The organism is Allobosea sp. P2_A10 (assembly GCF_056405115.1).
On the sequence record NZ_JBFUCS010000017.1, the window covers coordinates 55,520 to 81,769 of the forward strand.

General features: G+C 66.8%; 26 protein-coding genes. 12 read left to right on the forward strand and 14 right to left on the reverse strand.

Annotated elements, in window-relative coordinates; all coding sequences use genetic code 11:
- Positions 1-77 precede the first annotated feature (77 nt).
- From AC1DZY_RS21060 to pufM, 5 genes are all read left to right on the forward strand, one after another.
- Complete coding sequence (locus tag AC1DZY_RS21060; RefSeq protein WP_476822105.1) at positions 78-314, forward strand: hypothetical protein; 237 nt, start codon at positions 78-80, stop codon at positions 312-314.
- 116 nt (positions 315-430) lie between these two features.
- Positions 431-664: a light-harvesting antenna LH1, beta subunit gene (gene pufB / locus AC1DZY_RS21065; RefSeq protein WP_476822106.1), complete on the forward strand. Its 234-nt coding sequence runs from the start codon at positions 431-433 to the stop codon at positions 662-664.
- A gap of 16 nt (positions 665-680) precedes the next feature.
- Positions 681-881, forward strand: a complete 201-nt coding sequence (pufA, locus tag AC1DZY_RS21070; RefSeq protein ID WP_476822107.1) for a light-harvesting antenna LH1, alpha subunit — start codon at positions 681-683, stop codon at positions 879-881.
- 150 nt (positions 882-1,031) lie between these two features.
- Complete coding sequence (gene pufL / locus AC1DZY_RS21075) at positions 1,032-1,856, forward strand: photosynthetic reaction center subunit L (protein WP_476822108.1); 825 nt, start codon at positions 1,032-1,034, stop codon at positions 1,854-1,856.
- A 61-nt stretch (positions 1,857-1,917) separates the two neighbouring features.
- Positions 1,918-2,886, forward strand: coding sequence for a photosynthetic reaction center subunit M (gene pufM, locus AC1DZY_RS21080; protein WP_476822109.1), 969 nt, complete (start codon positions 1,918-1,920; stop codon positions 2,884-2,886).
- A gap of 300 nt (positions 2,887-3,186) precedes the next feature.
- Here pufM and hemA read toward each other — a convergent pair whose 3' ends face one another.
- From hemA to bchF, 14 genes are all read right to left on the reverse strand, one after another.
- Positions 3,187-4,398 (reverse strand): 5-aminolevulinate synthase, encoded by a 1,212-nt coding sequence (gene hemA / locus AC1DZY_RS21085; protein WP_476822110.1) that lies wholly within the window; start codon positions 4,396-4,398, stop codon positions 3,187-3,189.
- 30 nt (positions 4,399-4,428) lie between these two features.
- Positions 4,429-5,307: a putative photosynthetic complex assembly protein PuhE gene (gene puhE / locus AC1DZY_RS21090; RefSeq protein WP_476822111.1), complete on the reverse strand. Its 879-nt coding sequence runs from the start codon at positions 5,305-5,307 to the stop codon at positions 4,429-4,431.
- Positions 5,308-5,318: 11 nt separating this feature from the next.
- Complete coding sequence (gene acsF / locus AC1DZY_RS21095; protein WP_476822112.1) at positions 5,319-6,389, reverse strand: magnesium-protoporphyrin IX monomethyl ester (oxidative) cyclase; 1,071 nt, start codon at positions 6,387-6,389, stop codon at positions 5,319-5,321.
- On the reverse strand, positions 6,386-6,676 hold the full coding sequence (locus AC1DZY_RS21100; RefSeq protein ID WP_476822113.1) for a hypothetical protein: 291 nt from the start codon (positions 6,674-6,676) through the stop codon (positions 6,386-6,388). The genes acsF and AC1DZY_RS21100 overlap by 4 nt, the downstream gene beginning before the upstream one ends.
- A gap of 26 nt (positions 6,677-6,702) precedes the next feature.
- The gene (gene puhC / locus AC1DZY_RS21105; RefSeq protein ID WP_476822114.1) at positions 6,703-7,188 is read right to left on the reverse strand and encodes a photosynthetic complex assembly protein PuhC; all 486 of its coding nucleotides are present in this window, start codon (positions 7,186-7,188) and stop codon (positions 6,703-6,705) included.
- A 13-nt stretch (positions 7,189-7,201) separates the two neighbouring features.
- Complete coding sequence (gene puhB / locus AC1DZY_RS21110; protein WP_476822115.1) at positions 7,202-7,876, reverse strand: photosynthetic complex putative assembly protein PuhB; 675 nt, start codon at positions 7,874-7,876, stop codon at positions 7,202-7,204.
- Positions 7,873-8,649, reverse strand: a complete 777-nt coding sequence (gene puhA / locus AC1DZY_RS21115) for a photosynthetic reaction center subunit H (protein ID WP_476822116.1) — start codon at positions 8,647-8,649, stop codon at positions 7,873-7,875. The genes puhB and puhA overlap by 4 nt, the downstream gene beginning before the upstream one ends.
- 25 nt (positions 8,650-8,674) lie before the next feature.
- A complete protein-coding gene (locus tag AC1DZY_RS21120) occupies positions 8,675-10,108 on the reverse strand; it encodes a BCD family MFS transporter (protein ID WP_476822117.1) in 1,434 nt (477 codons plus the stop codon).
- Positions 10,105-10,806 carry a magnesium protoporphyrin IX methyltransferase gene (bchM, locus tag AC1DZY_RS21125; RefSeq protein ID WP_476822118.1) on the reverse strand — a complete coding sequence of 234 codons (702 nt, stop codon included), beginning with the start codon at positions 10,804-10,806 and terminating at the stop codon, positions 10,105-10,107. The genes AC1DZY_RS21120 and bchM overlap by 4 nt, the downstream gene beginning before the upstream one ends.
- A gap of 14 nt (positions 10,807-10,820) precedes the next feature.
- Positions 10,821-11,651 (reverse strand): ferredoxin:protochlorophyllide reductase (ATP-dependent) iron-sulfur ATP-binding protein, encoded by an 831-nt coding sequence (gene bchL / locus AC1DZY_RS21130; protein WP_476822170.1) that lies wholly within the window; start codon positions 11,649-11,651, stop codon positions 10,821-10,823.
- A gap of 95 nt (positions 11,652-11,746) precedes the next feature.
- Positions 11,747-11,968 carry a hypothetical protein gene (locus tag AC1DZY_RS21135; RefSeq protein WP_476822119.1) on the reverse strand — a complete coding sequence of 74 codons (222 nt, stop codon included), beginning with the start codon at positions 11,966-11,968 and terminating at the stop codon, positions 11,747-11,749.
- Positions 11,943-13,637, reverse strand: a complete 1,695-nt coding sequence (bchB, locus tag AC1DZY_RS21140) for a ferredoxin:protochlorophyllide reductase (ATP-dependent) subunit B (RefSeq protein ID WP_476822120.1) — start codon at positions 13,635-13,637, stop codon at positions 11,943-11,945. The genes AC1DZY_RS21135 and bchB overlap by 26 nt, the downstream gene beginning before the upstream one ends.
- 2 nt (positions 13,638-13,639) lie before the next feature.
- Positions 13,640-14,929: a ferredoxin:protochlorophyllide reductase (ATP-dependent) subunit N gene (locus AC1DZY_RS21145; protein ID WP_476822121.1), complete on the reverse strand. Its 1,290-nt coding sequence runs from the start codon at positions 14,927-14,929 to the stop codon at positions 13,640-13,642.
- The gene (bchF, locus tag AC1DZY_RS21150) at positions 14,926-15,444 is read right to left on the reverse strand and encodes a 2-vinyl bacteriochlorophyllide hydratase (protein ID WP_476822122.1); all 519 of its coding nucleotides are present in this window, start codon (positions 15,442-15,444) and stop codon (positions 14,926-14,928) included. The genes AC1DZY_RS21145 and bchF overlap by 4 nt, the downstream gene beginning before the upstream one ends.
- A gap of 456 nt (positions 15,445-15,900) precedes the next feature.
- Between bchF and AC1DZY_RS21155 the strand changes: the two genes are divergently transcribed.
- The 7 genes from AC1DZY_RS21155 to AC1DZY_RS21185 all read left to right on the forward strand — a co-directional run bounded on the left by AC1DZY_RS21155 (position 15,901) and on the right by AC1DZY_RS21185 (position 26,219).
- Positions 15,901-16,803, forward strand: a complete 903-nt coding sequence (locus tag AC1DZY_RS21155; RefSeq protein WP_476822123.1) for a cobalamin B12-binding domain-containing protein — start codon at positions 15,901-15,903, stop codon at positions 16,801-16,803.
- Between the two features lie 74 nt (positions 16,804-16,877).
- The gene (ppsR, locus tag AC1DZY_RS21160; RefSeq protein ID WP_476822124.1) at positions 16,878-18,329 is read left to right on the forward strand and encodes a transcriptional regulator PpsR; all 1,452 of its coding nucleotides are present in this window, start codon (positions 16,878-16,880) and stop codon (positions 18,327-18,329) included.
- A 91-nt stretch (positions 18,330-18,420) separates the two neighbouring features.
- Positions 18,421-19,347 (forward strand): chlorophyll synthase ChlG, encoded by a 927-nt coding sequence (gene chlG / locus AC1DZY_RS21165; RefSeq protein ID WP_476822125.1) that lies wholly within the window; start codon positions 18,421-18,423, stop codon positions 19,345-19,347.
- On the forward strand, positions 19,344-20,681 hold the full coding sequence (locus AC1DZY_RS21170) for a BCD family MFS transporter (protein ID WP_476822126.1): 1,338 nt from the start codon (positions 19,344-19,346) through the stop codon (positions 20,679-20,681). The genes chlG and AC1DZY_RS21170 overlap by 4 nt, the downstream gene beginning before the upstream one ends.
- Before the next feature lie 5 nt (positions 20,682-20,686).
- Entirely contained in the window at positions 20,687-21,901 is a 1,215-nt protein-coding gene (locus tag AC1DZY_RS21175) for a geranylgeranyl diphosphate reductase (RefSeq protein WP_476822127.1), read from the forward strand.
- Positions 21,901-22,182, forward strand: coding sequence for a hypothetical protein (locus tag AC1DZY_RS21180; RefSeq protein ID WP_476822128.1), 282 nt, complete (start codon positions 21,901-21,903; stop codon positions 22,180-22,182). Before AC1DZY_RS21175 ends, AC1DZY_RS21180 begins: the two co-directional genes overlap by 1 nt.
- Positions 22,183-22,472: 290 nt before the next feature.
- Positions 22,473-26,219, forward strand: coding sequence for a magnesium chelatase subunit H (locus AC1DZY_RS21185; protein WP_476822129.1), 3,747 nt, complete (start codon positions 22,473-22,475; stop codon positions 26,217-26,219).
- The last annotated feature ends 31 nt before the right edge of the window (positions 26,220-26,250 follow it).

Below are 26,250 nucleotides of genomic sequence, written 5' to 3' on the forward strand. Positions count from 1 at the left end.
TTCGCCCCTCCATTCGGCCTGAGCGGACACTGTGCCGCGTCGGTGCCGGAGCGCCTTCCAAACGGGGAGACAAACCCATGACCATGCAGTTCACGGCGCGCCATTCAGGGCAGGAGCCGTCCTCTCACGCCAAGTCGCTGGCGGCCGACCGGCGGATGTGCCGGCGCCTCGTCATCGCGTCGATGCCGGTTTTCCTGGTCGCGACGGCGCTGCGGCGGCTTCTGCGCCCGGCTCCGACCGGCCGGCGTCTCTCGATTTACGCGGAGGCGCGCGCCAGCGCCAACGCGACCATTCCCTTCATGTTCATGGGCTGACGCCCGGACACGAAGGGTCACCAGCTTCCGCCCGGTTCGCCGGGCGGGGGAAGATGCCGGGGTTAGAAGCCCGGCGACCAGCCGCACGGCTTCGTGCGGTAACGGCCGCAAGGCCAATGAAAGGACTGATCATGACAGAGAGAGACTCGCTGTCAGGGTTGACCGAAGCGGAAGCCAAGGAATTCCATGGCTTCTTCATCACGAGCTTCATCGCGTTCACGGTTATCGCCGTGATTGCGCATTTCCTGGTCTGGTCATGGCGGCCCTGGCTGCCCGGACCCAACGGATATGCGTCACTCGAAGAAGGCGTGAAGACGGCCCTGACCACCGCCGTTTCCCTGATCTCGTGACGAGGAGCGGAAAACCATGTGGAAAATCTGGATGCTGTTCGATCCGCGTCGCACGCTGATCGCGCTTTTCACCTTCCTGTTCGGGTTGGCGATCCTGATCCATTTCATCCTGCTCTCGACGAGCAGGTTCAACTGGATCGAAGGGCCGGCCAAGAAGACCGCCGCGCTGCAGATCGAGGCTCCGGTCTCGGATGTGGTGATCCGGCATATCGGCTGAACAGGCCGATTACGACACTGGCGGACGAGGCGGGGCGCGACGGTAGACGCAAACCCCAGCCCCGTCCGCCGATCGAGCTGAAACCGCAACGCAGTCCGTTTCAGACGAGGCGGGGCCCCAAGAGCCCGTCGCCAGCGGAGGGAAGAGATCATGGCCTTGCTCAATTTCGAACGTAAATACCGTGTCAGGGGCGGCACCCTGATCGGGGGTGATCTCTTCGATTTCTGGGTCGGCCCGTTCTATGTCGGCTTCTTCGGCGTCGCGACGATCTTCTTCGCCGCACTGGGAACCGCGCTGATCTTCTACGGCGCGGCGATCGGCCCGACCTGGAATCCCTGGCTGATCTCGATTGCGCCTCCAGACGTCAAATACGGCCTGAAGCTCGCTCCGTTGAAGGAGGGCGGCCTCTGGCAGATCATTACGATCTGCGCCACCGGCTCCTTCATCTCCTGGGCGCTGCGCGAGGTCGAGATCTGCCGCAAGCTCGGCATGGGCTATCATGTGCCCTTCGCCTTCGGCTTCGCGATCCTGGCCTATATGACGCTGGTGATCTTCCGGCCGTTCCTGCTCGGCGCCTGGGGCTATGCCTTCCCCTATGGCATCTTCAGCCACCTCGAATGGGTCTCGAACGTGGGGTATCAGTACCTCCAGTTCCACTACAATCCCGCGCACATGATCGCGGTGAGCTTCTTCTTCACCACGGCGCTGGCGCTCTCGCTGCATGGCGGCCTGATCCTGTCGGCGGTCAATCCCAAGCGCGGCCAGCCGGTCAAGACGCCAGAGCACGAGAACACCTTCTTCCGCGACACGATCGGCTATTCGATCGGCACGCTCGGCATACACCGGCTCGGGCTGTTCCTGGCGCTGAACGCGGTGTTCTGGAGCGCGGTCTGCATCATCATCAGCGGCCCCTACTGGAGCGAGGGCTGGGCCGAGTGGTGGGATCTTTCGCGCCACTTCACGATCTGGCGCTGAAGCCTGAAGCCCGGCTCACGCTGAACCTCACGAAGCATCCGTCTCTTCAGGGATCACGGCGATGGCAACCTATCAGAACATCTTCACCCGGGTTCAGATCCATGGCGCGCCGGATCTCGGGGTGCCGATCGCCGGACGCGGCACGCGGCGCGGTACGGCGACGCGGACCTCGAACCTCTTCGGCCTGATCGGCGACGCGCAGATCGGCCCGATCTATCTCGGCTGGACCGGCGTCACCTCGATCATCTGCGGCATCATCGCGATCGAGATCATTGGCCTCAACATGTGGGCCTCTGTCGGCTGGAGCCCGACGCGCTTCGTGCGCGAACTGTTCTGGCTCCAGCTGGCGCCACCGCTGCCGCAGCACGGGCTGAAGATTCTGCCGCCGCTGAAGGAAGGCGGCTGGTGGCTGATGGCTGGCTTCTTCCTGACCACCTCGATCCTGCTGTGGTGGGTGCGCACCTACAACCGGGCGCGGGCGCTGGGTATGGGCACGCATGTCGCATGGGCCTTTGCGGCGGCGATCTGGCTTTATCTCGTGCTCGGCTTCATCCGGCCGCTGCTGATGGGCAGCTGGAGCGAAGGCGTTCCCTTCGGCATTTTCCCGCATCTCGACTGGACCCAGAACTTCTCACTGCGCTACGGCAACCTGTTCTACAATCCGTTCCATGCGCTCTCGATCGCCTTCCTCTATGGTTCGGCGCTGCTTTTCGCGATGCATGGCGCGACCATCCTGGCCGTCTCCCGCTATGGCGGCGACCGTGAGATCGAGCAGATCACCGATCGCGGCACGGCCTCGGAGCGCGCCGCCCTGTTCTGGCGCTGGACCATGGGCTTCAACGCCACCATGGAGTCGATCCATCGCTGGGCCTGGTGGTTCGCGGTGCTGTGCACGCTGTGCGGCGGCATCGGCATCCTGCTCACCGGCACGGCTGTCGACAACTGGTACGAATGGGCGATCAAGCACCGGTTCGCGCCAGCCGATCCAAGCTTCTGGCAGCAGATCGCCGTCCCGCCGCCAAGGATCTGAGCTCCCGAGCAGATGGCGGCCTGCGCCCCCGCGCAGGACGGTTGAGGGGAGGCTGGAAACAGCCTCCCCCTTTTTCGTATCGGCGAGGTTGTCGGTCGGGGTGTGGGCAGGAGGATCGCTGGTGTCCGGAGATGGTCGGGTCAAGCTCGACCATGAGGTCTGACCGGTTCCGGCGGCCGACACCTCGCCCCGGTCCCTTATTCTGCAGGAGACCCGTTCATCGCGCCGTGCTGGCGATTGCCAATGCAAAACGGCCGGGCGGATGCCCGGCCGTCGAGACGTGAACCGAGTGGATCGCCCTCAGGCGGCGAGCTTGAGCCCGACCCGGCTCCAGATCGCGGTCAGCGCACCAACCAGATGGTCGATATCGGCGTCGCTATGGAGCGGCGAGGGCGTGATCCGCAGGCGCTCGGCGCCGCGCGGAACCGTCGGGTAGTTGATCGGCTGGACATAGATGCCGAAGCGCTCGAGCAGCTCGTCGCTGATCTGCTTGCACAGCACCGGATCGCACACCATCACCGGGACGATGTGGCTGGGATTGGGCAGATGCGGGATGCCGATGGCGTCGAGCCTTGCACGCACCGCCGCGACGCGGTCCTGCTGGCCGGCACGCTCGACCTGGCTTGCCTTCAGATGGCGGATCGAGGCGAGTGCGCCCGCCGCCAGCGCCGGCGGCAGCGAGGTCGAGAAGATGAAGCCCGAGGCGAAGCTGCGGATGAAGTCGCAGGTCGCGGCCGACGCGGCGATATAACCGCCCATGATGCCGAAACCCTTGGCGAGCGTGCCCTCGATCACGGTCAGGCGATGGGCGACGCCATCCCGCTCGGAGACGCCGCCGCCGCGCGCGCCGTAGAGGCCGACGGCGTGGACCTCGTCGATATAGGTCATCGCGCCGAACTCGTCGGCGACGTCGCAGAACTCGGCGATCGGGGCGATGTCGCCATCCATCGAATAGACCGATTCGAAGGCGATCAGCTTGGGCCGGCGCGGATCGATCGCCTGCAATTTGCGGCGCAGATCGGCGGGGTCGTTATGGGCGAAGACGACCTTGTCGGCGCGAGAGTGGCGGATGCCCTCGATCATCGAGGCATGGTTCAGCGCATCCGTCAGCACCACGCAGTCGGGGATGCGCGACGCGAAGGTCGAGAGCGAGGCCCAGTTCGACATGTAGCCGGAGTTGAACAGCAGGGCCGCTTCCTTGCCGTGGAGATCGGCGAGCTCCTGCTCAAGCAGGACGTGATGGTGATTGGTGCCGGCGATGTTGCGGGTGCCGCCGGCGCCCGCCCCACAGCCGTCGAGCGCGCCATGCATCGCCGCGAGCACGTCGGGATGCTGGCCCATGCCGAGATAGTCGTTCGAGCACCAGACGGTGACGTCGCGCGGGCCGTCGGGGCCGTGCCAGGTGGCGCGCGGAAACTTGCCGGCATGGCGTTCGAGATCGGCGAAGACGCGATAGCGGCCTTCCTTGCGAAGCCCGTCGAGCTCCTTGCGGAAGAAATTCTCGTAGTCCATCGGAAACCTCCTACGGGGTCGGCTTTCTACCTAAGCAACCTGGGTTGATCGCGAAACGGCACGCGGTGTCGCGGGCTCGGCGGGGCGGGACGCCGGCAGCGCGGCCGTGCGAAGCGGCAGCGCCGACACGGCAGCGTCGGAACCATGTCCATGCGCCTCGTGCGAGCGCAGGCCCCAGGCCCAGAGATCGGCGACCGGCAGCGGCACGACGAGGAACCAGTGCTCGATCAGGCCGAGCGCGGCGAAGGTCGCCAGCAGCGTGAAGCCGGTCGCGGCGAACGGGTCGGTCGCGAAGGCGACCTTATGCACGAGGAAAGAGCACAGCAGCGTCGCCGCGGTCGCCGAGAACGGAAACAGCAGGTTCATCGGCTTCTGGCGGAAATACGATTTGAGATAGGCCAGATGCGCGGGCAGGAACTCGACGGTGGTGTTGGGCACGCCGAAGAAGATATTCAGCTTGGTCGACAGCCGCATCCCGAAGAGCAAGGCGAAGGTCGCCATGCCAAAAGTATTGGGCGTGCCCCAGCTCAGGACGGCGATGAGCCCAAGAGAAGCGAGCAGCGCCAGTTCATGATGCAAGATCGCCAGAGTAGCCCCGGTGAAGCGCGCAAGGCCCCTTGCGTTGGGTGGGCATGCCTCCCGCGAGCCGGTGACATAACCGAACAGGAAGGCCATCTCGTTCCAGCCCCAGACCAGCAGTGCAGACAGCACCGACAGATAGGCGCCGTTCACGCTCGTATCGCCCGCGCTGGCCGCAATTCCCCAGAGCGCGCCGAGGCAAACCAGCGAGGCCGCGCCGAAACTCCAGCGGAACGTCGCCCGCGGCAGCCCGTCGAGATAGAGGATCGCGCCGGTGGAGAACCACCAGGCGAACAATGTCGCGACGATCGGCAAGCCGTAGGTGGCCAAGACGCTGCCTCTCAGTAGGCCGGCTCAAGCCGGCTTGTAGCGGGGATGTCGTTCTTGATCGTCGGCAGCAGATAGAGCCTGAGCAGCGTCGCGCCGACCTGCGCCTGGTAGGCGAGCTTGCGCAGCGTCGCGCCGCTCTCGGCGGCATCGGCGATTTTGAGGCTGAGAAGGCGAACGCGCTCCAGCCCCGCCCGGAACTTCGGGTTGTCAGTGTCGAGCACCACGGGGAAGCACTGCTTCGAGATCTCGGAGGTGATGCGGTAGACCTCGTAGTCGTATTCGGTCGGGTCGATCTCCAGCGCCTTGTGGAATTCGGGCCGGACATGGTCGCGCACATACATCGTGGCGTAGACCGCGAGCAGGAAGAAGCGCACCCAGAGCTTGTTGCCGCCAGTCAGGAGATGCGGATTGGCCCGCATCAGGAGCGAGAAAGCCTCGCCATGGCGGAACTCGTCATTGCACCACTCACGGAACCATTTGAAGATCGGGTGGAAGCACTTGTCCGGATGCTTCTCCAGATGCCGGTAGATCGTGATGTAGCGGGCATAACCGATCTTCTCGGAGAGATAGGTCGCGTAGAAGATGAATTTCGGCTTGAAGAAGGTGTATTTCTTGGCCTTGGTCAGGAATCCGAGATCGACGCCGATGTGGAACTCCTTCAGCGCATCGTTGATGAAGCCGGCATGGCGGGCCTCGTCGCGGCTCATATACTTGAACAGCTCGCAAATGTCGGGATTGGTGCCGCGCTTGCGCATCTCGGCATAGAGCACGCAGCCGGAGAACTCGGCCGTCAGCGACGAGATCAGGAAGTCGATGAACTCCTTGCGCAGCGGCTCGGGGATCTTCTCCAGCTCCAGCTTCCACTCGGCGTTGCGGGTGAAGTGGCCCTTGTTGGGGTCGCTCTTCATCTCGGCGATCAGCGCGTCCCATTCCTCGCGCACGCCGGAGACGTCGACCTTGTCGAGCTCTTCGAAATCGGTGGTGTAGAAGCGCGGCGTCAGCAGCGTGTCCTGCTGGGCCATCCGGGTCGATTCGTTTGGGGGCGCACGCATCGCGCCGGCCGGAATGGTCGCGGCTGTCATAGCTTGGTCCTTTCCGAGAAGCTGAATTCCAGCAGCTCCATGAATTCGGCGCGTCCGGTGATCCTGGTCCAGACCTGCTCGAGCCAGCTTGCGCGCTTCACCGTGGCGATGCGGCGGAAGGTCTGGACCTCGCCATAGGGCACCTTGATCGGCTCGCCATGGACGGTGACCTCGTCGCCGGGCCTGATCTTGATGTCGCCGTCGAGAACGCAGTGGGCGTGCAGACTGTCGAAGGTATGCGAGACCTCGATCGTGCAGGGAACGTCGAACTGTCTGGGCTCTGCCATTGCATGGTCCGTCATCGAGATAGCGGTCATGGACGCGTCTCCCTCGCCGGCAGGAACCGCGCGAAGGCGGCCGAATTGCTGGGTCCGAAGGCGTCCAGCTCGATCCTGCCCCCAGTTGCGGGGTCGCTCAAGCTCAGCCGGCCATTCTCGCGCCGTTCCAGCAGGAACGGCAAGTCATGGGCGAGCCCCGCCTGCTTGCGCTGACGCGCCAGGCTGCGCATCGAACCGCGAATGAAACCATCCGCGCTGACGGCCAGCGTGTCGATCACCGCGCCCGCGCCATTGCGGACGATTACGGTGCCGTCATCGCGGTCCTCGAAGAGCAGGTCGATGCGGGCGATCGTCGGGCTGTCGGGCACGCCGGTGGCGCCGATCCCTGTCTGCCGGGCAAAGCTCGAGATCGCGATCGAGGCGACTACGAGAAGCGCCATGCCGGCCAGCGTCCAGCGCGGCGGGGACAGCGCTGCCGATGCGGAGACCGCGGGGGATTGCGGGAGGCTTGCGTCGCTCATGGCTATCGCCTCCTCAGCCTGCCGCCGCCACGCCCTGGGGCAGGCGCGCATCGTTGGCCGCTACGGGCGCCGCAGTGCGGACCGTACCGGGCAGCCCGGCATGGGCTGCAAGCGCGCGCGCTAGAAGATCGGCGACCCGCCCGGCCTCCGGCAGCGAGCGGAGCATCGGCTCGGGCCGCGACAGGCGCCACGGCCGGACATGGGGCCAGAGCACCGCATAGGAGACGCGCTCACCAGGCTGGATACCCAAAACAATGTCGCCGCCGCCGCGCCGGTCGTTCAGGCCAGCCGCCGCGACCACGGCGAAGGGCAGGTTGATGGTGATCGGCAGGGCGACGCCGATCCGCAGCACGATGCGCCTGTTCGTGATCGTGTAGACGGTGCTGCGGGCATAGGCCCAGGCCAGCAGCGTCAGGACGCCGATGGCGGCGGCCGCCGCGAGCACCAGCCATGCGGCAGGCCTGGCGGTCGCGGCAAGGCTCGAACCCTGCAACAGCGCCAGCGCCGGCTGCGCCGCGATCAGCACCGCGAAGTAGAACGCGACCTCGCGGATATGGAAGGCGCGCCAGGCGAGGCCGCGCCAGTCCGGCGATCCCTGCCAGAGGATGCGCTCGCCTTCCGGCGGACGCTCGGGCAGGCCCGGGATCGGCTCGAAGGCGAAATCGTCGTGCTCGGCCCGCTGGCTCATAGCAGCGGCTCCGCGCGGCCGGGGGTCGCGTAAAGCGTGCCTGCGCCGTAATAGGCGCAGATCTTCTCTTCCTCGAGCCGGGTGACGGAATCAGGCGTGCGCGTGCCCGGCACGTTGGCGAATTGCCTCGCCAGCAATGCGCTGACGAAAACCCGACCCACGCCCGGCCGAATGCCCGCCGTGATGTCGCAGAAGGTGTTTGGCAGCAGGACATGGCGCCCGCCGTCGAGCGCGACCTCGAAGTAGCGGATGATGCACTCCGAGCGGTCGACCCAGAGATCGACGACCTTGCCCGCGACGTTGCGGTCGGCGCCGATGACGTCGAAGCCGCGCGGATCGGGCCCGCTCGACACGCCATAGCTCGTGGCGACGCGCACCGGCACGATCTTGAGGTGGTTGTCATAGGTCATGTCGGGCATGTCCGAGCGCTCGGCCCATGAGCCCGGACCGATGGAGTCCAGCATCGGGTTCGCGCCGGTCGGGGCCAGCGGCGCGCCGGGGAATTTCGCGGTCGGCCTTGCGGCGAGCACGCGCCCGTCGGGCTTGCCGGTCGGGGCCTTGATCGTCGCGCCGCTGGCGAGCCGGAAGGTCTTGGGCGACGGATAGAAGATCAGGCTCGGGGCCAGCATCTTGCCGGGATGGGTGTCGGATTCGAGCGGATAGCCCTCACGCCGGTCCTCGCGGCGCAGATAGACGACCAGCCCGGCGAAAAACAGCCAGAACAACCAGATCGTGACCTGGGCGACGTCGAGATATCCCATAATTTCACGCATTGGAGCGCCCTCCTTGGCGAGGCTTTCAGCTCGGGAATTCGGCCAGGCCGAAACGGGTTGACGGGGTTTCGCGCATCGCGTCGGCGCTGCGCACGAGCGGGCCGATGGCGACCAGCGTGGCGAAGAGCAGTGCGATCTCGAGGTGATAGACGACACTGTAGGCGATCGATGGATCGGCGAAGGCCGGGCCGAGCGCGCCGCGCGCCGCGAGCGCCGTGAAGCCGTCCTTGATGCCGCCGCCGAGCGCGATCGCGACGCCGGCCGCGCTGGCCTGAACCGCACCCCAGATGCCGACGGCCAGCCCGTTGCGCTCGCCGTTCTCCAGCTCCATCGCCGTGGTCAGCGTCGAGACGGCGAACAGCCCGCCGCCGAAACCGATCAGCATGGTGCCGAAGCGGAACAGGCCGGGCGCGTCGATGGCGCCGGCAAAGATCACGCAAGGGAATGCGACGAGCCCGGCGACAAGGCCCAGCGCCGCCAGACGATAGGGATCGATGCCCATGGCGAGCGCGCGGGCGGCCAGCATGAACGCAGCCAGCGAACCCGCCGCCAGCAATGCGGTCAGCAGCGTCGTCGAGGCCACGGACAGCTTCAGCACCTGCGCGCCATAGGGCTCCAGGATGATGTCCTGCATGTTGAAGGCGGCGGTGCCGAGCGCGACCGCGACGAGGAAGCGCAGCGCGCGCGGCCTCGCGATGAACTGCGCGAACATCGCCCGGAAAGCGGGGCGCTCGACGCCGGCGGCCGTGCGCGCGGGGTTGCGCACTTCCTGCTTCCAGAGCGCGACGATGTTCAGCGCCATCGTCACGACAGCCGCGCCCTGCACCACCTGGATCAGCCGCAGGGGCGAGAAATCGGCGAGCAGCCAGGCGAAGACGAGCCCGCTCGCGACCATGCCGACGAGCAATGTCACATAAAGCAGCGCCACGACGCGCGCCCGCGTCGCCGGCGTCGCAAGGTCGGTCGCCAGCGCCAGACCCGCCGTCTGCGTGGTGTGCAGCCCCGCGCCGACCAGCAGAAATGCGAGAGCCGCCCCGATCTGGCCGTAGAGCACCGGGCCGACGCCATCGCCCGACAGCACCAGCAGCGCGAACGGCATGATGGCGAGGCCGCCGAACTGCATCAGCGAGCCGAACCAGATATAGGGCACGCGCCGCCAGCCCAGCACCGAGCGATGCGTGTCCGACTTGTAACCGACCAGAGCCCGGAACGGCGCGAACAGGAACGGCAGCGACACCATCAGCGCCACCACCCAGGCCGGCACGTCGAGCTCGACGATCATGACCCGGTTCAGCGTGCCGACCAGCAGCACGGTGGCCATGCCGACCGAGACCTGAAACAGCGACAGCCGGAGAATCCGACCCAGCGGCAGTTCGGGCGAGGCCGCATCGGCAAAGGGCAGCCAGCGCGGACCGATCCGCGTGATGCCTCTCACCAGTACGGCCGAGACCCGGTTCATCTGCAGACGAGCTCCAGCGCCTGCGACTTGTAGAAGGCGCTCGAGATCCGCCGGGTGCGGCCGGGACGCCAGCCGTGCAGGCTCGGCTCGGCGGCGATCCCCCGGGCCAGCGCGATCTCGCTGACGGGCTCGATCGCCGGCGCGCGGTCGGAGCGCGGAAAGGCCCGGCCGACGAAATGCATCAGGGCCAGCGCCGGCGTGCGCGGGGCGTGCGTGATCAGCAATGAGGACGCGGTCCGCTCCGCCAGCCCCGAGAGCACGCGCACGATGTCGGCAGCCTCGTAGTGGATCAGCGAATCCATCGCCACGACGTGGTCGAACCGGCCGAGCCCGGGGTCGAGCATGTCGCCGGAGCGGAAGGAGATCGCACCACCCTTGAGATCGCGGGGGCTGCGGTCCTGCGCCAGCGCGACCAGCGTCGGCGACAGATCGATCGCCACGACATGGGCCCCGCGCAGCGCGCATGCCACCGCGAGCGCGCCGGTGCCGCAGCCGGCGTCGAGAATGCGTGCGCCCCGGAGATCGTCGGGCAGCCACGACAGCAGCGTTTCGCGCATCGCATCGCGGCCGGCGCGCACGGTGGCGCGGATGCCACTGACGGGGGCGTCGGAGGTCAGCTTCGTCCAGGCTTCGACCGCGGTGCGGTCGAAATAGGTCTTCAGCTCCGAACGGCGCTGGCTGTAGGTCGCATCCGACATCACATTGACCCTAATCACTCGTAACCGAGGAAATCGAAGATCTCGCGGTCCTTCATCGGCCTCGCCTCGAGCGCCGGGCCGCCGGCCCACATCTGTTCGGCGAGGTTCATGTATTCGCGCTGGACGGCGACGACTTCGGGCGCGTCGCCCATCTCGAACAGGGTCGCCTTCTTCAGCCGCGAGCGGCGGATGGCGTCGAGATCGGGGAAATGGGCGAGGCGCTTCAGGCCCGTGGCGGCATTGAAGCGGTCGATCTCGTCGGTGCCGGCCGAGCGGTTGGCGATGACGCCGCCGACGCGGACCTCATAGTTCTTCGACTTCGCCTTGATCGCCGCGACGATGCGGTTCATCGCGAAAATCGAATCGAAGTCGTTGGCGGTGACGATGACGGCGCGTTCGGCATGCTGGAGCGGGGCGGCGAATCCGCCGCAGACGACGTCGCCCAGCACGTCGAAGATCACCACGTCGGTGTCTTCCAGAAGGTGATGTTCCTTGAGCAGCTTGACCGTCTGGCCGACGACATAGCCGCCGCAGCCGGTGCCGGCCGGCGGCCCGCCGGCCTCGATGCACATCACGCCGTTGTAGCCCTCGAAGCAGAAATCCTCGACGCGCAGCTCCTCGGAATGGAAGTTCACCGTCTCCAGCACGTCGATGACGGTCGGCATCAGCTTCTTGGTCAGGGTAAAGGTCGAATCGTGCTTGGGGTCGCAGCCGATCTGCAGGACGCGCTTGCCCATCTTCGAGAATGCGACCGAGAGGTTCGACGATGTCGTCGACTTGCCGATGCCGCCCTTGCCGTAGACGGCGAAGACTTTTGCGCTCTCGCAGGCCATGAGCTGGTCCATTTGAACCTGGACCGAACCCTCACCGTCTTCGCCCGGAGGCGGCGGCGCCTTGGCGCGGTAGTCTGCCTTCAGGCCGGGATGCTGGAACAGGACGGTCATGCCCTCGCCTCCTCACCAACTGCCGAGAGCCAGTCGCGACGATGCTGGCGGTCTTCGCCAAGCAGAGCGTCGAGCAACGGGCTCATCCCTTCTGCTTCCATCGACTCATCGCGGCGCTGACGCTGGCTATCGGCGGCGGCAAGCGACAGGCGACGGTCGAGCATGACCATCGCCAGCAGCGTCGGGGTCGGTTCAGCGGCCGAAATGAGCTTTGGCATCGTAGAGTGTCTCCACCGTGATCGGGCTGATCCCGCGTTCGCCTGCGAATTTCTCCGTGTTGCGCCTGGCCTTGCCGCGCACGAAGAACGGGATTTTCTTGAGTTCGAGTTCGGCCTCGGCGGCCCAACTGAGGACGATCGGCTTGTCGGCGAGGGCGACCGTATCCTCGCGCGAGCCCTGATCCTGAGGAGCGGCCGAAGGCCGCGTCTCAAAGGATGCTCCAGCAAGCCCAAGGGCCCCTGAACCATCCTTCGAGACCGCCGCTTCCGCGGCCTCCTCAGGATGAGGGCTGTCGGTGGAATGGCGCGCCGGGCGCGCAGAGCCATGGCCGAGATGCGACGACCCTGCTCCGTCGTGGAATTCGAAATCGTCGCGGAACATGCCCAGCAGATGCTCTTCCAGCCCCATCATCAGGGGATGGACCCATGAATCGAAAATGACGTTGGCGCCCTCGAAGCCCATCTGCGGCGAATAGCGCGCCGGGAAATCCTGGACATGGACCGGGGCCGAAATCACGGCGCAGGGGATGCCGAGCCGCTTGGCGATGTGCCGCTCCATCTGCGTGCCGAGCACGAGTTCGGGCTGGAGTTCGGCGCAGGCCGCCTCGACCTCGAGATAATCGTCGGTGATCAGCGCTTCGAGACCGAGCCGGCCGGCCGCCTCGCGGACGTCGCGGGCGAGTTCGCGGCTGTAGGTGCCCAAGCCCACGACCTTGAAGCCGAGTTCCTCGCTGGCGATGCGGGCGGCCGCGATGGCGTGGGTGGCGTCTCCGAAGATGAAGACGCGCTTGGCGGTGAGGTAGGTCGAATCGACCGAGCGCGAATACCAGGGCAGGCGCGAGGTCTCGTCGGCCAGCACGGTTGTCGCATCGACGCCGGCGAGCCTGGCGACCTCCGTGATGAAATCGCGGGTTGCGCCGACGCCGATCGGCACGGTCGCGACGATGGGCTGGCCGAAGGAGCGCTTGAGCCATTGCGCGGCAAGCCCCGCGATCTCGGGATAGAGCACGACGTTGAAATCGGCCTGGCCGAGGCGCGCAATGTCGGCTGCGGCGGCCTGCCAGGGCGCGGTGACGTTGACGTCGATGCCGAGATTGTCGAGCAATTCCCTGACGGCGCGGACGTCGTCGCGATGGCGGAAGCCGAGCGCCGTGGGGCCGAGGATGTTGCAGCTCGGCCGCTTGCCGGGGTCGCGCGCCGGACGGAGCGAGCCGGGCATAGGCATGTGCGGGCCGGCAAGCGCGCGCACGAGCTGGTAGAAGGTTTCGGCAGCGCCCCAGTTCTCCTTGCGCTGATAGGAGGGCAGTTCGAGCGGGATCACCGGGATCGGCAGGCCCAGCGCCCGCGCCAAGCCCGCCGGATCGTCCTGAATCAGCTCGCCGGTGCAGGACGCTCCGACCAGCATGGCGGCAGGCTGGAAGCGCTCATAGGCGTCGAGTGCGGCGCGCTGGAACAGATCGGCGGTGTCGCCGCCGAGATCGCGCGCCTGGAATGTCGTGTAGGTAACGGGCGGACGTTTTCCCCGCCGCTCGATCATGGTGAAGAGCAGGTCGGCATAGGTGTCGCCCTGCGGCGCATGCAGGACGTAGTGCACATCCTTCATCGCGGTGGCGACGCGCATCGCGCCGACATGCGGGGGGCCTTCATAGGTCCAGACCGTGAGATGCATCGCTACACCTCCAGTGCCGCGCGCCGGACCAGCGGCCGCGCGAACAGCTCGGCGAGGTCACCGGCCTGCTCGAAACCCTGGATCGGCGTGAAGACGAGCTCGATCGCCCATTTCGTAGTCAGCCCGCGATCCTCCAGCGGGTTGGCGAGACCAAGCCCGCAGACCGTGATGTCGGGGTGGGCCGCCAGGCAGCGGTCGATCTGGCGGTCGACGTCCTGGCCCTCGCTGAGCTGCGTGCCTGCCGGCAAAAGCGCGAGATCGGCCGCAAGATGGTCCTTGTGCAGATAAGGCGTGCCGACCTCGACCAGCTCCATGCCCATTTCCCGCGACAGGAAGCGCGCGATCGGGATTTCGAGCTGGCTGTCGGGGAAGAAGAAGATGCGCCGCCCGGCGAGCGTCGCACGCGAATGCTCCAGCGCGCGGGCGGAGCGCTCGCGCGGGGCGGCGATGGCCGCCTCGAAGGTCTCTTCGGAAACGCCGAAGGCATCTGCAGCCGCCCTGAGCCAACCGGTGGTTCCTTCCGCGCCGAGCGGGAAGGGAGCGGCGAGCCGTGTCGCACCGCGATTTTCAAGCGCACGCGCCGTCTCGCCGAGGAAGGGCTGGACCAGCAGATAGTCGGTGTCCGGCCCCACTGCGGGCATCTCGGAGGCGCGCCTTGCGGGCAGAAAGGCGACGCGCTCGATGCCCATGGTCTTGAACAGGCGGCGGAATTGATCCTCGACCGCGTCCGCGAGCACACCGACGATGAGGAGCGATTTCCCGGCTCCGACAGGCTCGGCCGGCAGCGTCGGGACGAGCGCGGTCAGGCAGGCATCCTCGCCTTGGGTGAACGTGGTCTCGATGCCGCTGCCGGAGTAGTTGAGCACCCGCACCTGCGGCGTAAAGCGTTGCGACAGCCTGACCGCCGCCCGGGACAGATCGAGCTTGATCACCTCGGAGGGACAGGAGCCGACGAGGAAGAGCAGCTTGATGTCGGGCCGGCGTTCCAGCAGCCGGGTGACGACCGCATCGAGCTCGGCATTGGCGTCTGCGAGGCCGGCGAGATCCTTTTCCTCGATGATAGCGGTCGCGAAGCGCGGCTCGGCGAAGATCATCACGCCGGCGGCGGACTGCATCAGGTGGGCGCAGGTGCGCGATCCGACGATCAGGAAGAAGGCGTCCTGGATCTTGCGATGCAGCCACATGATGCCGGTCAGGCCGCAGAAGACCTCGCGCTGGCCGCGCTCGCGCAGCACTGGCGGGGCGTCGCAGCCCTTGGCCGGGATCGGTGGCGCGAAAGCGTGCGTGTTCATCGCGCCGCCTCCGCGAGATGCGGCCCGGCGGGCTCGCGAGCGGCCCGGTCCAGCCGCGCGGCTCTGAGTTTGAGCAGGAACTGCCCGGCATTGACGACATAGGTCGCATAGGCCGAAAGCGCGATCAGCATCTGCTGCGTCGGCGTCAACACGCCCGTGATGATCGCGACGAGATAGGCCGTGTGCAGGCCGATCACGACGAAGCTGACGACGTCTTCCCAGAAGAAGGCGGGTGCGAACAGGTACTGGCCGAAGACGTCGCGCTCCCAGAGCGCCCCGGTGACCATAATGGTGTAGAGCACCAGCGTCTTCAGGATGATCGAGAGGTTGGCCGCGTCATAGCCCGCGCCGGTGGCGAGGTAGCGCAGGACGAGGCCGAGACTGACGAGGAAGACGACAAATTGCAGTGGGGCCAGAATGCCCTGCACGAGCGTCCAGTGCGACGCGTCACGGCGCAAGCGCTGCTCTGGCGTGTAGAGCGCCTTTCCGTCGGCTTGCGCGGTCCGCACTGGCATCGGACGTCTCCGGTCCGTCGCGCCACCTGCGGAAAGCAGGATGGCCCGAGTCCAGCGAGATTGGCGCGACGATTTTTAAGTGTCAACTCTGACTGACACCATTTCTTTCTCTTGTGTCATTTGAACTGGACATATCGAATAATCGGCGTAGATTCCGTCACTGCCCGCCCGGGTCGCTGCCTCGTTCCGCATCGGGATTTCGGCAGCGTTTCCGCTTGGCCCGAGCCCACCGCCTTTTCTGGCCTTCCGTCTCCGATTGCGTAAGAGAACGCCGCATGACCGGCCGAAATACCGCATTTTCATGATTGCCGAGGGGCAATTGGCATGCTTCACTCTCCTTCACTAGGTCGAGAGGAACCGCTCTCCAGGTCGAACGGCGCTATCGTGCACCGGTCGAATGACAGGACCGTTAGAGTCTCTGCGCTGGAAGATCGGCTGACTCAGGGAGGTGACCTGATGTCTGATTCAGGACGTGGGGTTTTCGGAGCGCCCGGTTCTTCGCAGGACGACGCGATCGGGTTTTCAAGTATCCAGAGTCCGCTGTGGTGCCGCGACGGCGAGACGCTGCCGGAGCCGGAACTGCGCACGGGACTGGCCCGCACCATCGAGGCGGAGATCATCCCCCGCCTGATGCTGGCCCATCGCATGAGCGGGGCCGTCCGGCCGGAGCCGCCTGCGCCAGCGCCGATCGTCATCACCGAACAGGATGTTGCAGCCTTCGCGGAATTGATCGTGCGGGCGCCGCTGAACATGGCGCGCGCCCATCTCGACGGCCTGCGCGAGCAGGGCATGTCGGCAGAGGCGATCATCATCTCGATTCTCTCGGCGACCGCGCGCCATCTCGGTGTGCTCTGGGAGCAGGATCGTTGCACCTTCGTCGACGTCACGGTCGGCCTGTCGCGGCTGCAGCAATTGCTGCGTGTCTACGGCCCGGCCTTCGAAGCCGAGCCTGCGCCGCAGGGCGAGGGCCGCCGCGTACTCCTGGCGGTTGTACCGGGCGAGCAGCACACATTCGGCCTCGCGGTCGTCGAGGAGTTCTTCCGCCGTGCCGGCTGGCATGTGCAGTCGGAGTTCCTGCCGTCGAAGTCGATCCTGCTCGAGCAGGTCCGCACCGAATGGTTCGACGTCGTCGGACTCTCGGCTAGCGGGGAAGTTGCATCGGCCGGCATTTCGGCCGTCGTCAAGGCAGTGCGCTCCGCGGCGCTGAACAAGAACCTGCACATCATGCTGGGTGGCAACCTGTTTGCGCAGGATCCCGCGCTGGCGCTGACGCTCGGGGCGGATTTCGGCGCACGCGACGCAGCGGAAGCGGTCAACAGCCTCGGCTGGTTGCTCGACGCCAAAAAGATTCCTTGTTGAAGAGCGTTCACACCATTATCTGCTCAATACCGCGATCTCAGGCCGCCACAGTCAGGAACCGGGCTCACGCTGTTATGAACGTCTTTATTCCCCAGGCGCCCACGCTAGGCTTCAAGGGTCAGTCCGGCTGGCTCGGAAGACTCTCGCCCGAGGTCGCCGGGAGCCTGATCACCGCGGCGAGCGACATCGCGCTGGTTCTGGACCGAGACGGGGCGATTCTCGACGTCTCGCTCGGCACCGAGGAATTGCGCCGTGAAGGCCATCAGTCCTGGATCGGCAAGCCTTGGGTCGATGTCGTCACCGTAGAGTCCCGGCCGAAGGTCATGGACCTGATCGCCAATTCCGGGAACGACGCCTCGATCCAGTTCCGCGAGATCAACCATCAGTCCGCTGGTGGCGCCGATGTTCCCGTGCGCTATTCGGCCATGCAGGTCGGCCAGGACGGCACCATCGTCGCGCTCGGGCGCGACCTGCGCAACTTCACCAACCTGCAGCAGCGCCTCGTCGAGGCGCAGCAGGCAATGGAGCGCGAATATGCGCGGCTGCGCATGGCCGAGACGCGCTACCGCATGCTGTTCCATCTCGCCTCCGAGCCGGTGGTGATCGTCGATGCCAGCAGCCTGCGGGTGGTCGAGGTCAACCCCGCCGCGCAGCGCCATCTGGAACTCGCCAACGACCGGCTGAACAACACCTCGATCCTCTCCTGCCTGACGCCCGATAGCGGCGAAGCGTTGCAGACGATGCTTCGCGCCGTGCAATCAACCGGACGCGCCGACGAGACCGAGGTTGTGCTGCTTGCCGGCGCGAAACGCTTCCGCGCCATGGCGTCGGCTTTCCGGCAGGACAACTCCGCCTATCTTCTGGTGCGCCTTGCGCCGCTCACGGGGGCCGAGCGTCCCGACGACGCCGTCGCCAGCCGCGTGCTCGGCGTGCTCGAGAAATTCCCCGACGGTTTCGTGGTGATCAACCCGGAGCTCAAGGTGCTGGAGGCCAACCGCGCCTTCCTCGACCTCGCACAGCTCGCGACCAAGCAGCAGGCGCTGGGCGAGCCGCTCGAACAATGGCTCGGGCGGCCCGGCATCGATCTGCCGCTGCTGATGGTCACACTGACCGAGCATGGCGTCGTCAGAAATTTCACCACGATCGTCCGCGGCCAGTTCGGCAGCGTCGAGGAGGTCGAGATTTCGGCCGTGCCGGCCCTGACCGGCGAGACGCCGTCCTATGGCTTCGTCATCCGCAGCCTTGGTGCGCGCACCGCGCTGGAAGGCCATCGCGGCCGTTCGCTGCCGCGCTCGGTGGAGCATCTGACCGAGTTGGTCGGTCGCGTGTCGTTGCGCGATCTCGTGCGCGAAACCACGGACGTCATCGAGAAACTCTGCATCGAGGCGGCGCTGGAACTCAGCAAGGACAACCGCGCCTCGGCGGCCAACATGCTCGGCCTCAGCCGCCAGAGTTTCTATGCCAAGCTGCGCCGATACGGGTTGGGCGATCTCGACGATGACGACGATGCGGGCGAGTTGAATTGAATCGACGGTCGTCAAGCCGACGTTACAATTCTGACCCATAATACTGTCAATTTCAGTTGACGCTTTTTCGCGAGACGCCTAGCCTTCGGGCATGACGCGCCTCAGCATCCCCGCTCCGATCGTCACGAGACATTCGCGCCCCTCGCCGGCCGCTGCGCTCGAACTGCTCAAGCCGATTACCTGGTTCGCGCCGATGTGGGCCTATGGCTGCGGCGTCGTCTCGTCGGGCCAGCCGCTCGGCGCCCATCGTCCCGAAATCGCATTGGGCATATTGCTCGCGGGGCCGCTGGTCTGCGCCACCAGCCAGGCCGCCAATGACTGGTACGACCGCCATGTCGACGCCATCAACGAGCCGAACCGGCCGATCCCGTCGGGCCGCATTCCCGGCCGCTGGGGTCTTTATATCGCCATCGCCTGGACCGCATCGTCGCTGCTGGTGGCGGCGCTGCTCGGCCGCGCCGTTCTGGTCGCGGCCTGCGTCGGCCTCGTCCTCGCCTGGATCTACAGCGCCCCGCCGCTGCGGCTGAAGCAGAACGGCTGGTGGGGCAACGCGGCCTGCGGCCTCTGCTATGAGAGCCTGCCCTGGTTCACCGGAGCGGCGGCACTGATCGGCGGCGTGCCCGATGGACGCACCATCGGCATCGCGCTGCTCTACGGCGTCGGTGCTCACGGCATCATGACGCTGAATGATTTCAAATCGGTCGAGGGCGATCGGCAGATGCGGCTCCTGTCGCTTCCGGTCCAGCTCGGCGTGGATCGCGCCGCGCGTTTCGCCTGTTGGGTCATGGCGCTGCCGCAGGTCGTCGTCATCGGCCTGTTGTGGTCATGGGGCCAACCCGTTCATGCGGGCATCGTCGCGGTGCTGCTGCTTGCGCAGCTCGGTCTGATGGCGCGGCTGCTGGCCGCGCCGCGCGAACGCGCCGCCTGGTACAACGCCACCGGCACGACGCTCTATGTGCTGGGCATGCTGGCCAGCGCCTTTGCCCTGCGCGGTCTTCTCATGGGGGGCGTCTCGTGAAAGCGCCGCTCGGCTGGCTCGGCATCGTCAGGCTTGGCCTGGTCCAGACCGCGCTCGGCGCGATCGTGGTGCTGACGACCTCGACGATCAACCGGGTCATGGTGGTCGAACTCGCTCTGCCGGCGATCCTGCCCGGACTTCTGGTCGCGCTGCATTATGCCGTACAGGTGCTGCGGCCGCGCTGGGGCCATGGCTCCGATGTCGGCGGCCGACTGACGCCATGGATCGTCGGCGGCATGGCGGCGCTGGCGCTGGGCGGCTTCGGCGCGGCGCTCGGGGTCGCGCTGATGGAAGAGCTGTTATGGGCCGGCATCGCGCTTGCCGCCCTGTCCTTCACCCTGATCGGCGTCGGTGTCGGTGCGAGCGGGACCTGCCTGCTCGTCCTGCTCTCGCGCCGCGTCGCCGACGAGCGGAGGCCGGCGGCAGCGACCGTCGTCTGGGTGATGATGATCGCCGGCTTCATCGTCACCGCGGGCACGGCCGGGCATTTTCTCGACCCGTTCTCGACGGGTCGCCTCGTCGTGGTATCCGGCGCGGTCAGCGCGTTGGCGTTGATCGTGACGGTGCTGGCCGTCTACGGGGTCGAGGACGACGCGGCCAACGCGGCGCGCGGCGCGGCCAACGTCGAGCAGGCCTCGTTTCGCCTCGCGCTGGCGGAGGTCTGGGCTGAGCCGCAGGCCCGGCGCTTTGCCATCTTCGTCTTCGTTTCGATGATCGCCTATAGCGCGCAGGATCTCATCCTCGAGCCTTTCGCCGGCACCGTTTTCGGCTATACGCCCGGAGAGAGCACCAAACTCGCCGGCGTCCAGCATGGCGGCGTGCTCGCCGGCATGGTTCTGGTCGCGCTGGTTACGACCTTCGCCGGCGCAAAGACCGCTTCGCTCAGACTCTGGGCGGTGGGTGGCTGCATCGCCTCCGCAGCGGCGCTGGCGGGACTTTCGGTCGCGGCCTTCGTTGGTCCGGCCTTTCCGCTTCGGCCTGTGGTCTTTGTGCTCGGCGTCGCCAACGGAGCTTATGCGGTCTCGGCCATCGGCTCGATGATGCGACTCGTCGGGCAGGGCAAGCCGGAGCGGCAAGGCGTACGGATGGGCTTGTGGGGCGCGGCCCAGGGCGTCGCCTTCGGTCTCGGCGGACTGTTCGGCGCCGGCGCGACCGATCTCGCGCGGCAGATTTCGGCCTCGCCCGCCTTGGCCTATGCGTCGGTCTTCACCATCGAAGCGGTGCTGTTCCTGATCTCGGCTGGCCTCGCCATCGCGGTCGCGCGTCAGGCGGCCGACCCGGTTCGGCAGTGCGCTCCCGACGGCGGCGCAACCCTGGCTCCAAACGCAGGATGATCGTGATGAACGGAGAGCTGCCGCAAACGTCGCCCGATCCCGAAACCACCTATGACGTCGTCATCGTCGGCGGCGGGCCTGCCGGAGCGACCGCCGCGACCGACCTTGCGAGGATGGGGCGCTCGGTCCTGCTGCTCGACCGGGCCGGCCGCATCAAGCCCTGCGGCGGCGCGATTCCTCCGCGCGCGATCCGCGACTTTTCGATCCCGCCCGCCCAGATCGTGGCGCGCATCAACTGCGCCCGCATGGTCGCGCCTTCGGACATCGGCGTCGATATGCCGATCGAGGACGGCTATGTTGGCATGGTCGACCGCGAGCATTTCGACGAATGGCTGCGCATCCGCGCCGCCGAATCCGGTGCGCAACGCGTCACCGGGACATTCGAGAGTTTCGGCCGCGACCCCGACGGCACCGCAAGGCTGCATTACCGCCCCAAGGGCGACGGGCCGCTCGCCGGCATCCGTGCCCGCATGGTGATCGGGGCCGATGGCGCGATCTCGAATCTGGCGCGCGCGGCGATGCCCGGCAGCAAGCGGCCGCCCTTCGTCTTCGCCTATCACGAGATCGTTCGTGCGCCCGCGCAGGCGAACCCGCGCTACGATGCACGGCGCTGCGACGTGGTCTACCAGGGGAGAATCTCGCCGGATTTCTATGGCTGGGTCTTTCCCCATGGCGAGACGGCGAGCATCGGCACGGGCAGCGCCCATAAGGGCTTCTCGCTGAAGGACGCCGTCGCGCGCCTGCGCAGCGACGCCGGCCTCGACAAAGCCGAGACGATCCGGCGCGAGGGCGCGCCGATCCCGATGAAGCCCTTGAAGAAGTGGGACAATGGCCGCGATGTGATCCTCGCCGGCGATTCGGCTGGCGTCGTCGCGCCGGCCTCGGGCGAGGGCATCTACTACGCGATGCTCTGCGGCAGGCTGGCCGGCGAGGCGGTCGATCTCGCCTTGAAGACCGGCGATGCGCGGGCGCTCGCCACGGCGCGCAAGCGCTTCATGGCCGATCACGGCCGCGTCTTCTGGATTCTCGGCCTGCTGCAATGGGTCTGGTATCGCAGCGACAAGCGCCGCGAGCAGTTCGTCAAGATCTGCCGCGATCCCGACGTGCAGAAGCTGACCTGGGATTCCTACATGAACAAGGAACTGGTCCGCGGCAAATTCATGGCCCACGTCCGGGTGTTCTTCAACGACCTCGGCCATCTGCTCGGGGTGGCGCGCTGATGGGCATTCCGCCGCTCGTCCTGACGATCGATCTCGCGCTGGCGATCATTGGCGTGGAACTCGGACTGCTCGTCCTGGCCGCCTGGCGAAACCCGGCAAAATCGCGGCGCCCATTGCTGTTCACCGTGCTGTCCGGCCTTGGCCTGCTGCTGGCCCTGAGGACGGTCGCCGTCGGCGCGGATGCGCTGCTGACACTTTCGGCCCTAACGCTGGGCGGGCTTGCCCATATCGCCGACATGGCGACGAGGCTGCGCCGGAGCCCGGACGGCGCGACGCGATAGCGTCAACGAAGGCATGACGATCGCGGCTGAAGCCGGCAAGGTCGCAGGGTTTGGAGCCGCTTGCCACAGCGAGATCCGGCCCGCTCCCGCATGCGGGAGCGCTGTTTTCAAACAATCCTGCCCCGGCAGGAGAGAACCGCCAACGCGAGCGATCGAAGCGTCAGATTCTTGTGACGGTAACGACGTGCAATTATGTCATGTTAACTTGACACATTAGCTGATTGCCTCCAGTTTCATCGTGTCGCGAACGCCGCCGCATTCCGGTCGGCGGCGTCGGCGGGAGGTGTCCGATGCGAATTCGGGCCGATGGGGTCAAGCCGATCAGGGTCGTCATCGTCACGATGGACACCCATGTCGCCAGCGCCACCGAACGCGCCCATCGCAGCCTTATGCGCGATCTGCCCGGCCTCGAGCTCAGCGTGCATGCGGCGTCCGAATGGTCGGCCGATCCGCGCTCGCTCGCATCTTGCCTCGAGGCCATCGCGAGCGGCGACATCATCATCAACACGATGCTGTTCATGGAGGAACACTTCCAGCCGCTGCTGCCGGCGCTGGAGGCCCGGCGCGACGCCTGCGACGCCATGGTCTGCATCATGTCGGCCAGCGAGATCACGAAGCTGACGCGGCTCGGCCGTTTCCGCATGGACGGCTCGCAAGGTGGACCGCTGTCCCTGCTGAAGCGCCTGCGCGGCAACAAGGGCAAGCCGGGTGGCGGCGGCGCCAGCCAGATGAAGATGCTGCGCCGCCTGCCCCAGATCCTGCGCTTCATTCCGGGCGCGGCGCAGGATGTGCGCGCCTATTTTCTGACGATGCAGTACTGGCTCGCCGGCTCCGACGAGAACATGGCCAACCTCGTCCGCTTTCTGGTCGACCGTTACGCAGATGGTGAGCGTCGCGGTCTGCGCGGCACGCTCAAGGTCGGTAAGCCGGTCGAGTATCCCGAGACCGGCGTCTATCATCCCGGCATGCCTGGCCGCGTCTCCGCAGAGGCGACCAATCTGCCGGCGCGCTCCGGCGCGAAGGGGACGGTCGGGCTTCTGGTGCTGCGCTCCTATGTGCTGGCCGGCAATGCCGGCCATTATGACGGCGTGATCCGGACCTTCGAGGCGCGTGGCCTGAACGTCATCCCGGTCTTCGCCACGGGTCTCGATGCGCGCGAGGCGATCGACGCCTTCTTCTTCAGGGACGGCCGCCCGGTCATAGACGCGATGGTCTCGCTGACCGGCTTCTCGCTCGTCGGCGGGCCCGCCTACAATGATTCGAAGGCGGCGGCCGAAGTCCTGGCGCGGCTCGACGTGCCCTATATCGCCGCCCATCCCGCCGAGTTCCAGACGCTCGACCAGTGGGGGCCGTCCGATCGCGGCCTGCTGCCGGTCGAGGCGACCATCATGGTAGCGATCCCCGAACTCGATGGCGCGACCGGTCCCATCGTCTTTGGCGGCCGCACCGAGAAGGGCGGCTCTTGCTCCGGCTGCGTGCGAGCCTGCACCTTCCCGGCCAGCGAAAACGAGCGCGACATGCATGTCTGCGCTGAGCGCACCGAAGTTCTGGCCGCGCGCGTGGAGAAACTCGTGGCGCTCAGGCGCTCGGCCCGCGCCCAGCGCAAGGTCGGCATCGTGCTGTTCAACTTCCCGCCCAACGCCGGCAACACCGGCACGGCGGCCTATCTCTCGGTCTTCGAGTCGCTGCATCGCACGATGCTGGCGATGCAGCGCGAAGGCTACGGCATCGCGGTTCCCGCAAGCGTCGACGATCTGCGCCATGCCATCGTCGAGGGCAATGCCGCGCGCTTTGGCGCGATGGCCAATGTTCACGCCCGCATCGGCGCCAACGACCATGTCCGGCGCGAGCGCTGGCTGAACGAGATCGAGGCGCAATGGGGCCCGGCTCCCGGCCGCCAGCAGAGCGACGGCTCCTCTATCTTCGTGCTCGGCGAGCGCTTCGGCAATGTCTTCGTCGGCATCCAGCCGAGCTTCGGCTATGAGGGCGACCCGATGCGCCTGCTCTTCGAGAAAGGCTTTGCGCCGACGCATGCCTTCTCGGCGTTCTACCGCTGGATGCGCGAGGATTTCGGCGCGCATGCGTGCTTGCATTTCGGCACCCATGGCGCGCTCGAATTCATGCCGGGCAAGCAGACCGGGCTGTCTGGCCAGTGCTGGCCCGACCGGCTGATCGGCGACCTGCCCAACATCTATCTCTACGCCTCGAACAACCCGTCCGAGGGCGCGATCGCCAAGCGGCGCGGGGCGGCGACATTGGTCAGCTACCTGACGCCGCCGGTGGCGTCGGCGGGCCTCTATCGCGGCCTGCTCGATCTCAAGGGCTCGCTCGACCGCTTTCGCCAGCTTTCGCCGCAGGACGCCCGCGAGCAGGGGGAACTCGCCGTGCTGATCCAGGCGCAGGCCGCAGCGCTCGATCTCGCCACCGCGGAGCCCGCCTGGACCAACGAAGCGCCATCCCGCATCGCCCGCCTCAACGAGACGGTGCTGGAGCTGGAATACACCCTGATTCCCCACGGCCTCCATGTCGTCGGAGAGCCGCTCTCGGTCGAGGAGCGCGTCGACATGCTGATCGCCATGGCCGAATCGAGCCATGGCGCACGTCCCGACCGCTCGCTGGTCGAAGCGCTGGTCGAGGGCGCGACGCCCGAGCGGGCGCTCAGGGCGCATGGCATGACCGCCGACGACGCGACGCTCGCCATGCTGCGCGAGCTCACGACGGCCGACGCCCTGCTCGCGCAGGACCACGAGATCGCCGGCCTGCTGCGCGCGCTCGACGGGCGCTTCATCGCGCCCGCTCCCGGCGGCGACCTGCTGCGGACGCCCGCCGTTCTGCCCACCGGCCGCAACCTGCACGGCTTCGACCCCTTCCGCATCCCCAGCGCGTTCGCGGTGCAGGACGGCGCAAAGCAGGCCGCGCGCCTGCTCGACCGGCACATGGCCGATGGCAACGCCCTGCCGGAGACGGTCGCGCTCGTGCTCTGGGGCACCGACAACCTCAAGACCGAGGGCGCGCCGATTGCGCAGGCCTTGTCGCTGATGGGCGCGGCCCCGCGCTTCGACAGCTATGGCCGGCTCTCGGGAGCCCGGCTCATCCCGCTCGACCAATTGGCCCATCCGCGCATCGACGTGGTGATCTCGCTGTCGGGCATTTTCCGTGATCTGCTGCCCCTGCAGATCAAGCTGCTGGCCGAGGCCGCCTTCATGGCTGCATCCGCCGACGAGCCGGAAGACCGGAACTTCATCCGCAAGCATGCACTGGCCTATCAGGCCAGGCATGGCGGCGATCTCGAAACTGCGTCGCTGCGGGTCTTCGGCAATGCCGAGGGCGCCTATGGCTCCAACGTCAACAACCTGATCGAGAGCGGGCGCTGGCAGGATGAGGACGAACTCGCCGAGACCTATACCCGCCGCAAGGGCTTCGCTTATGGTCGCGGCGGACGGGCCGTGCAGCAGCCGGCGCTTCTGAAGAGCGTGCTCGGCGGCGTCGATCTCGCCTACCAGAACCTCGATTCGGTCGAGCTCGGCGTCACCACGGTCGACAATTACTTCGACACGCTGGGCGGCATCAGCCGCGCGGTCAGGCGCGCCAAGGGCGGCGTCTCGACGCCGGTCTATATCGGCGACCAGACGCGCGGCGAAGGCGCGGTGCGCACGCTCTCCGAGCAGGTTTCGCTGGAAACGCGCACCCGCATGCTCAACCCGAAATGGTATGAGGGCATGCTCAAGCATGGCTATGAAGGCGTGCGCCAGATCGAGACCCATGTCACAAACACGATGGGCTGGTCGGCGACGACCGGGCAGGTCGAGCCCTGGGTCTATCAGAAGCTGACCGAGACCTATCTGCTCGACCCCGCCATGCGCGAGCGCCTCGCCGCCTTGAACCCCACGGCCTCGGTGAAGCTCGCCAACCGCCTGATCGAAGCGCAGCAGCGCCAGTACTGGCAGCCCGATGCGGCGACGATGGCGGCGCTGCAGGAGGCCGGCGACCAACTCGAGGACCGGCTGGAAGGGATCGGCTTGGAAGCGGCGGCATGATCGGCGCGGCGGTGCCCGCCTCGCCTGCAAA

Excerpts from the sequence above, each read along its gene's own strand:
- AC1DZY_RS21060 (WP_476822105.1), top strand. The coding sequence starts at position 78 with ATGACCATGCAGTTCACGGCGCGCCATTCAGGGCAGGAGCCGTCCTCT.
- pufB (WP_476822106.1), top strand. The coding sequence starts at position 431 with ATGAAAGGACTGATCATGACAGAGAGAGACTCGCTGTCAGGGTTGACC.
- pufA (WP_476822107.1), top strand. The coding sequence starts at position 681 with ATGTGGAAAATCTGGATGCTGTTCGATCCGCGTCGCACGCTGATCGCG.
- pufL (WP_476822108.1), top strand. The coding sequence starts at position 1,032 with ATGGCCTTGCTCAATTTCGAACGTAAATACCGTGTCAGGGGCGGCACC.
- pufM (WP_476822109.1), top strand. The coding sequence starts at position 1,918 with ATGGCAACCTATCAGAACATCTTCACCCGGGTTCAGATCCATGGCGCG.
- hemA (WP_476822110.1), bottom strand. The coding sequence starts at position 4,398 with ATGGACTACGAGAATTTCTTCCGCAAGGAGCTCGACGGGCTTCGCAAG.
- acsF (WP_476822112.1), bottom strand. The coding sequence starts at position 6,389 with ATGACAGCCGCGACCATTCCGGCCGGCGCGATGCGTGCGCCCCCAAAC.
- AC1DZY_RS21100 (WP_476822113.1), bottom strand. The coding sequence starts at position 6,676 with ATGGCAGAGCCCAGACAGTTCGACGTTCCCTGCACGATCGAGGTCTCG.
- puhC (WP_476822114.1), bottom strand. The coding sequence starts at position 7,188 with ATGAGCGACGCAAGCCTCCCGCAATCCCCCGCGGTCTCCGCATCGGCA.
- puhB (WP_476822115.1), bottom strand. The coding sequence starts at position 7,876 with ATGAGCCAGCGGGCCGAGCACGACGATTTCGCCTTCGAGCCGATCCCG.
- puhA (WP_476822116.1), bottom strand. The coding sequence starts at position 8,649 with ATGCGTGAAATTATGGGATATCTCGACGTCGCCCAGGTCACGATCTGG.
- AC1DZY_RS21120 (WP_476822117.1), bottom strand. The coding sequence starts at position 10,108 with ATGAACCGGGTCTCGGCCGTACTGGTGAGAGGCATCACGCGGATCGGT.
- bchM (WP_476822118.1), bottom strand. The coding sequence starts at position 10,806 with ATGTCGGATGCGACCTACAGCCAGCGCCGTTCGGAGCTGAAGACCTAT.
- bchL (WP_476822170.1), bottom strand. The coding sequence starts at position 11,651 with ATGGACCAGCTCATGGCCTGCGAGAGCGCAAAAGTCTTCGCCGTCTAC.
- AC1DZY_RS21135 (WP_476822119.1), bottom strand. The coding sequence starts at position 11,968 with ATGCCAAAGCTCATTTCGGCCGCTGAACCGACCCCGACGCTGCTGGCG.
- bchB (WP_476822120.1), bottom strand. The coding sequence starts at position 13,637 with ATGCATCTCACGGTCTGGACCTATGAAGGCCCCCCGCATGTCGGCGCG.
- AC1DZY_RS21145 (WP_476822121.1), bottom strand. The coding sequence starts at position 14,929 with ATGAACACGCACGCTTTCGCGCCACCGATCCCGGCCAAGGGCTGCGAC.
- bchF (WP_476822122.1), bottom strand. The coding sequence starts at position 15,444 with ATGCCAGTGCGGACCGCGCAAGCCGACGGAAAGGCGCTCTACACGCCA.
- AC1DZY_RS21155 (WP_476822123.1), top strand. The coding sequence starts at position 15,901 with ATGTCTGATTCAGGACGTGGGGTTTTCGGAGCGCCCGGTTCTTCGCAG.
- ppsR (WP_476822124.1), top strand. The coding sequence starts at position 16,878 with ATGAACGTCTTTATTCCCCAGGCGCCCACGCTAGGCTTCAAGGGTCAG.
- chlG (WP_476822125.1), top strand. The coding sequence starts at position 18,421 with ATGACGCGCCTCAGCATCCCCGCTCCGATCGTCACGAGACATTCGCGC.
- AC1DZY_RS21175 (WP_476822127.1), top strand. The coding sequence starts at position 20,687 with ATGAACGGAGAGCTGCCGCAAACGTCGCCCGATCCCGAAACCACCTAT.
- AC1DZY_RS21180 (WP_476822128.1), top strand. The coding sequence starts at position 21,901 with ATGGGCATTCCGCCGCTCGTCCTGACGATCGATCTCGCGCTGGCGATC.
- AC1DZY_RS21185 (WP_476822129.1), top strand. The coding sequence starts at position 22,473 with ATGCGAATTCGGGCCGATGGGGTCAAGCCGATCAGGGTCGTCATCGTC.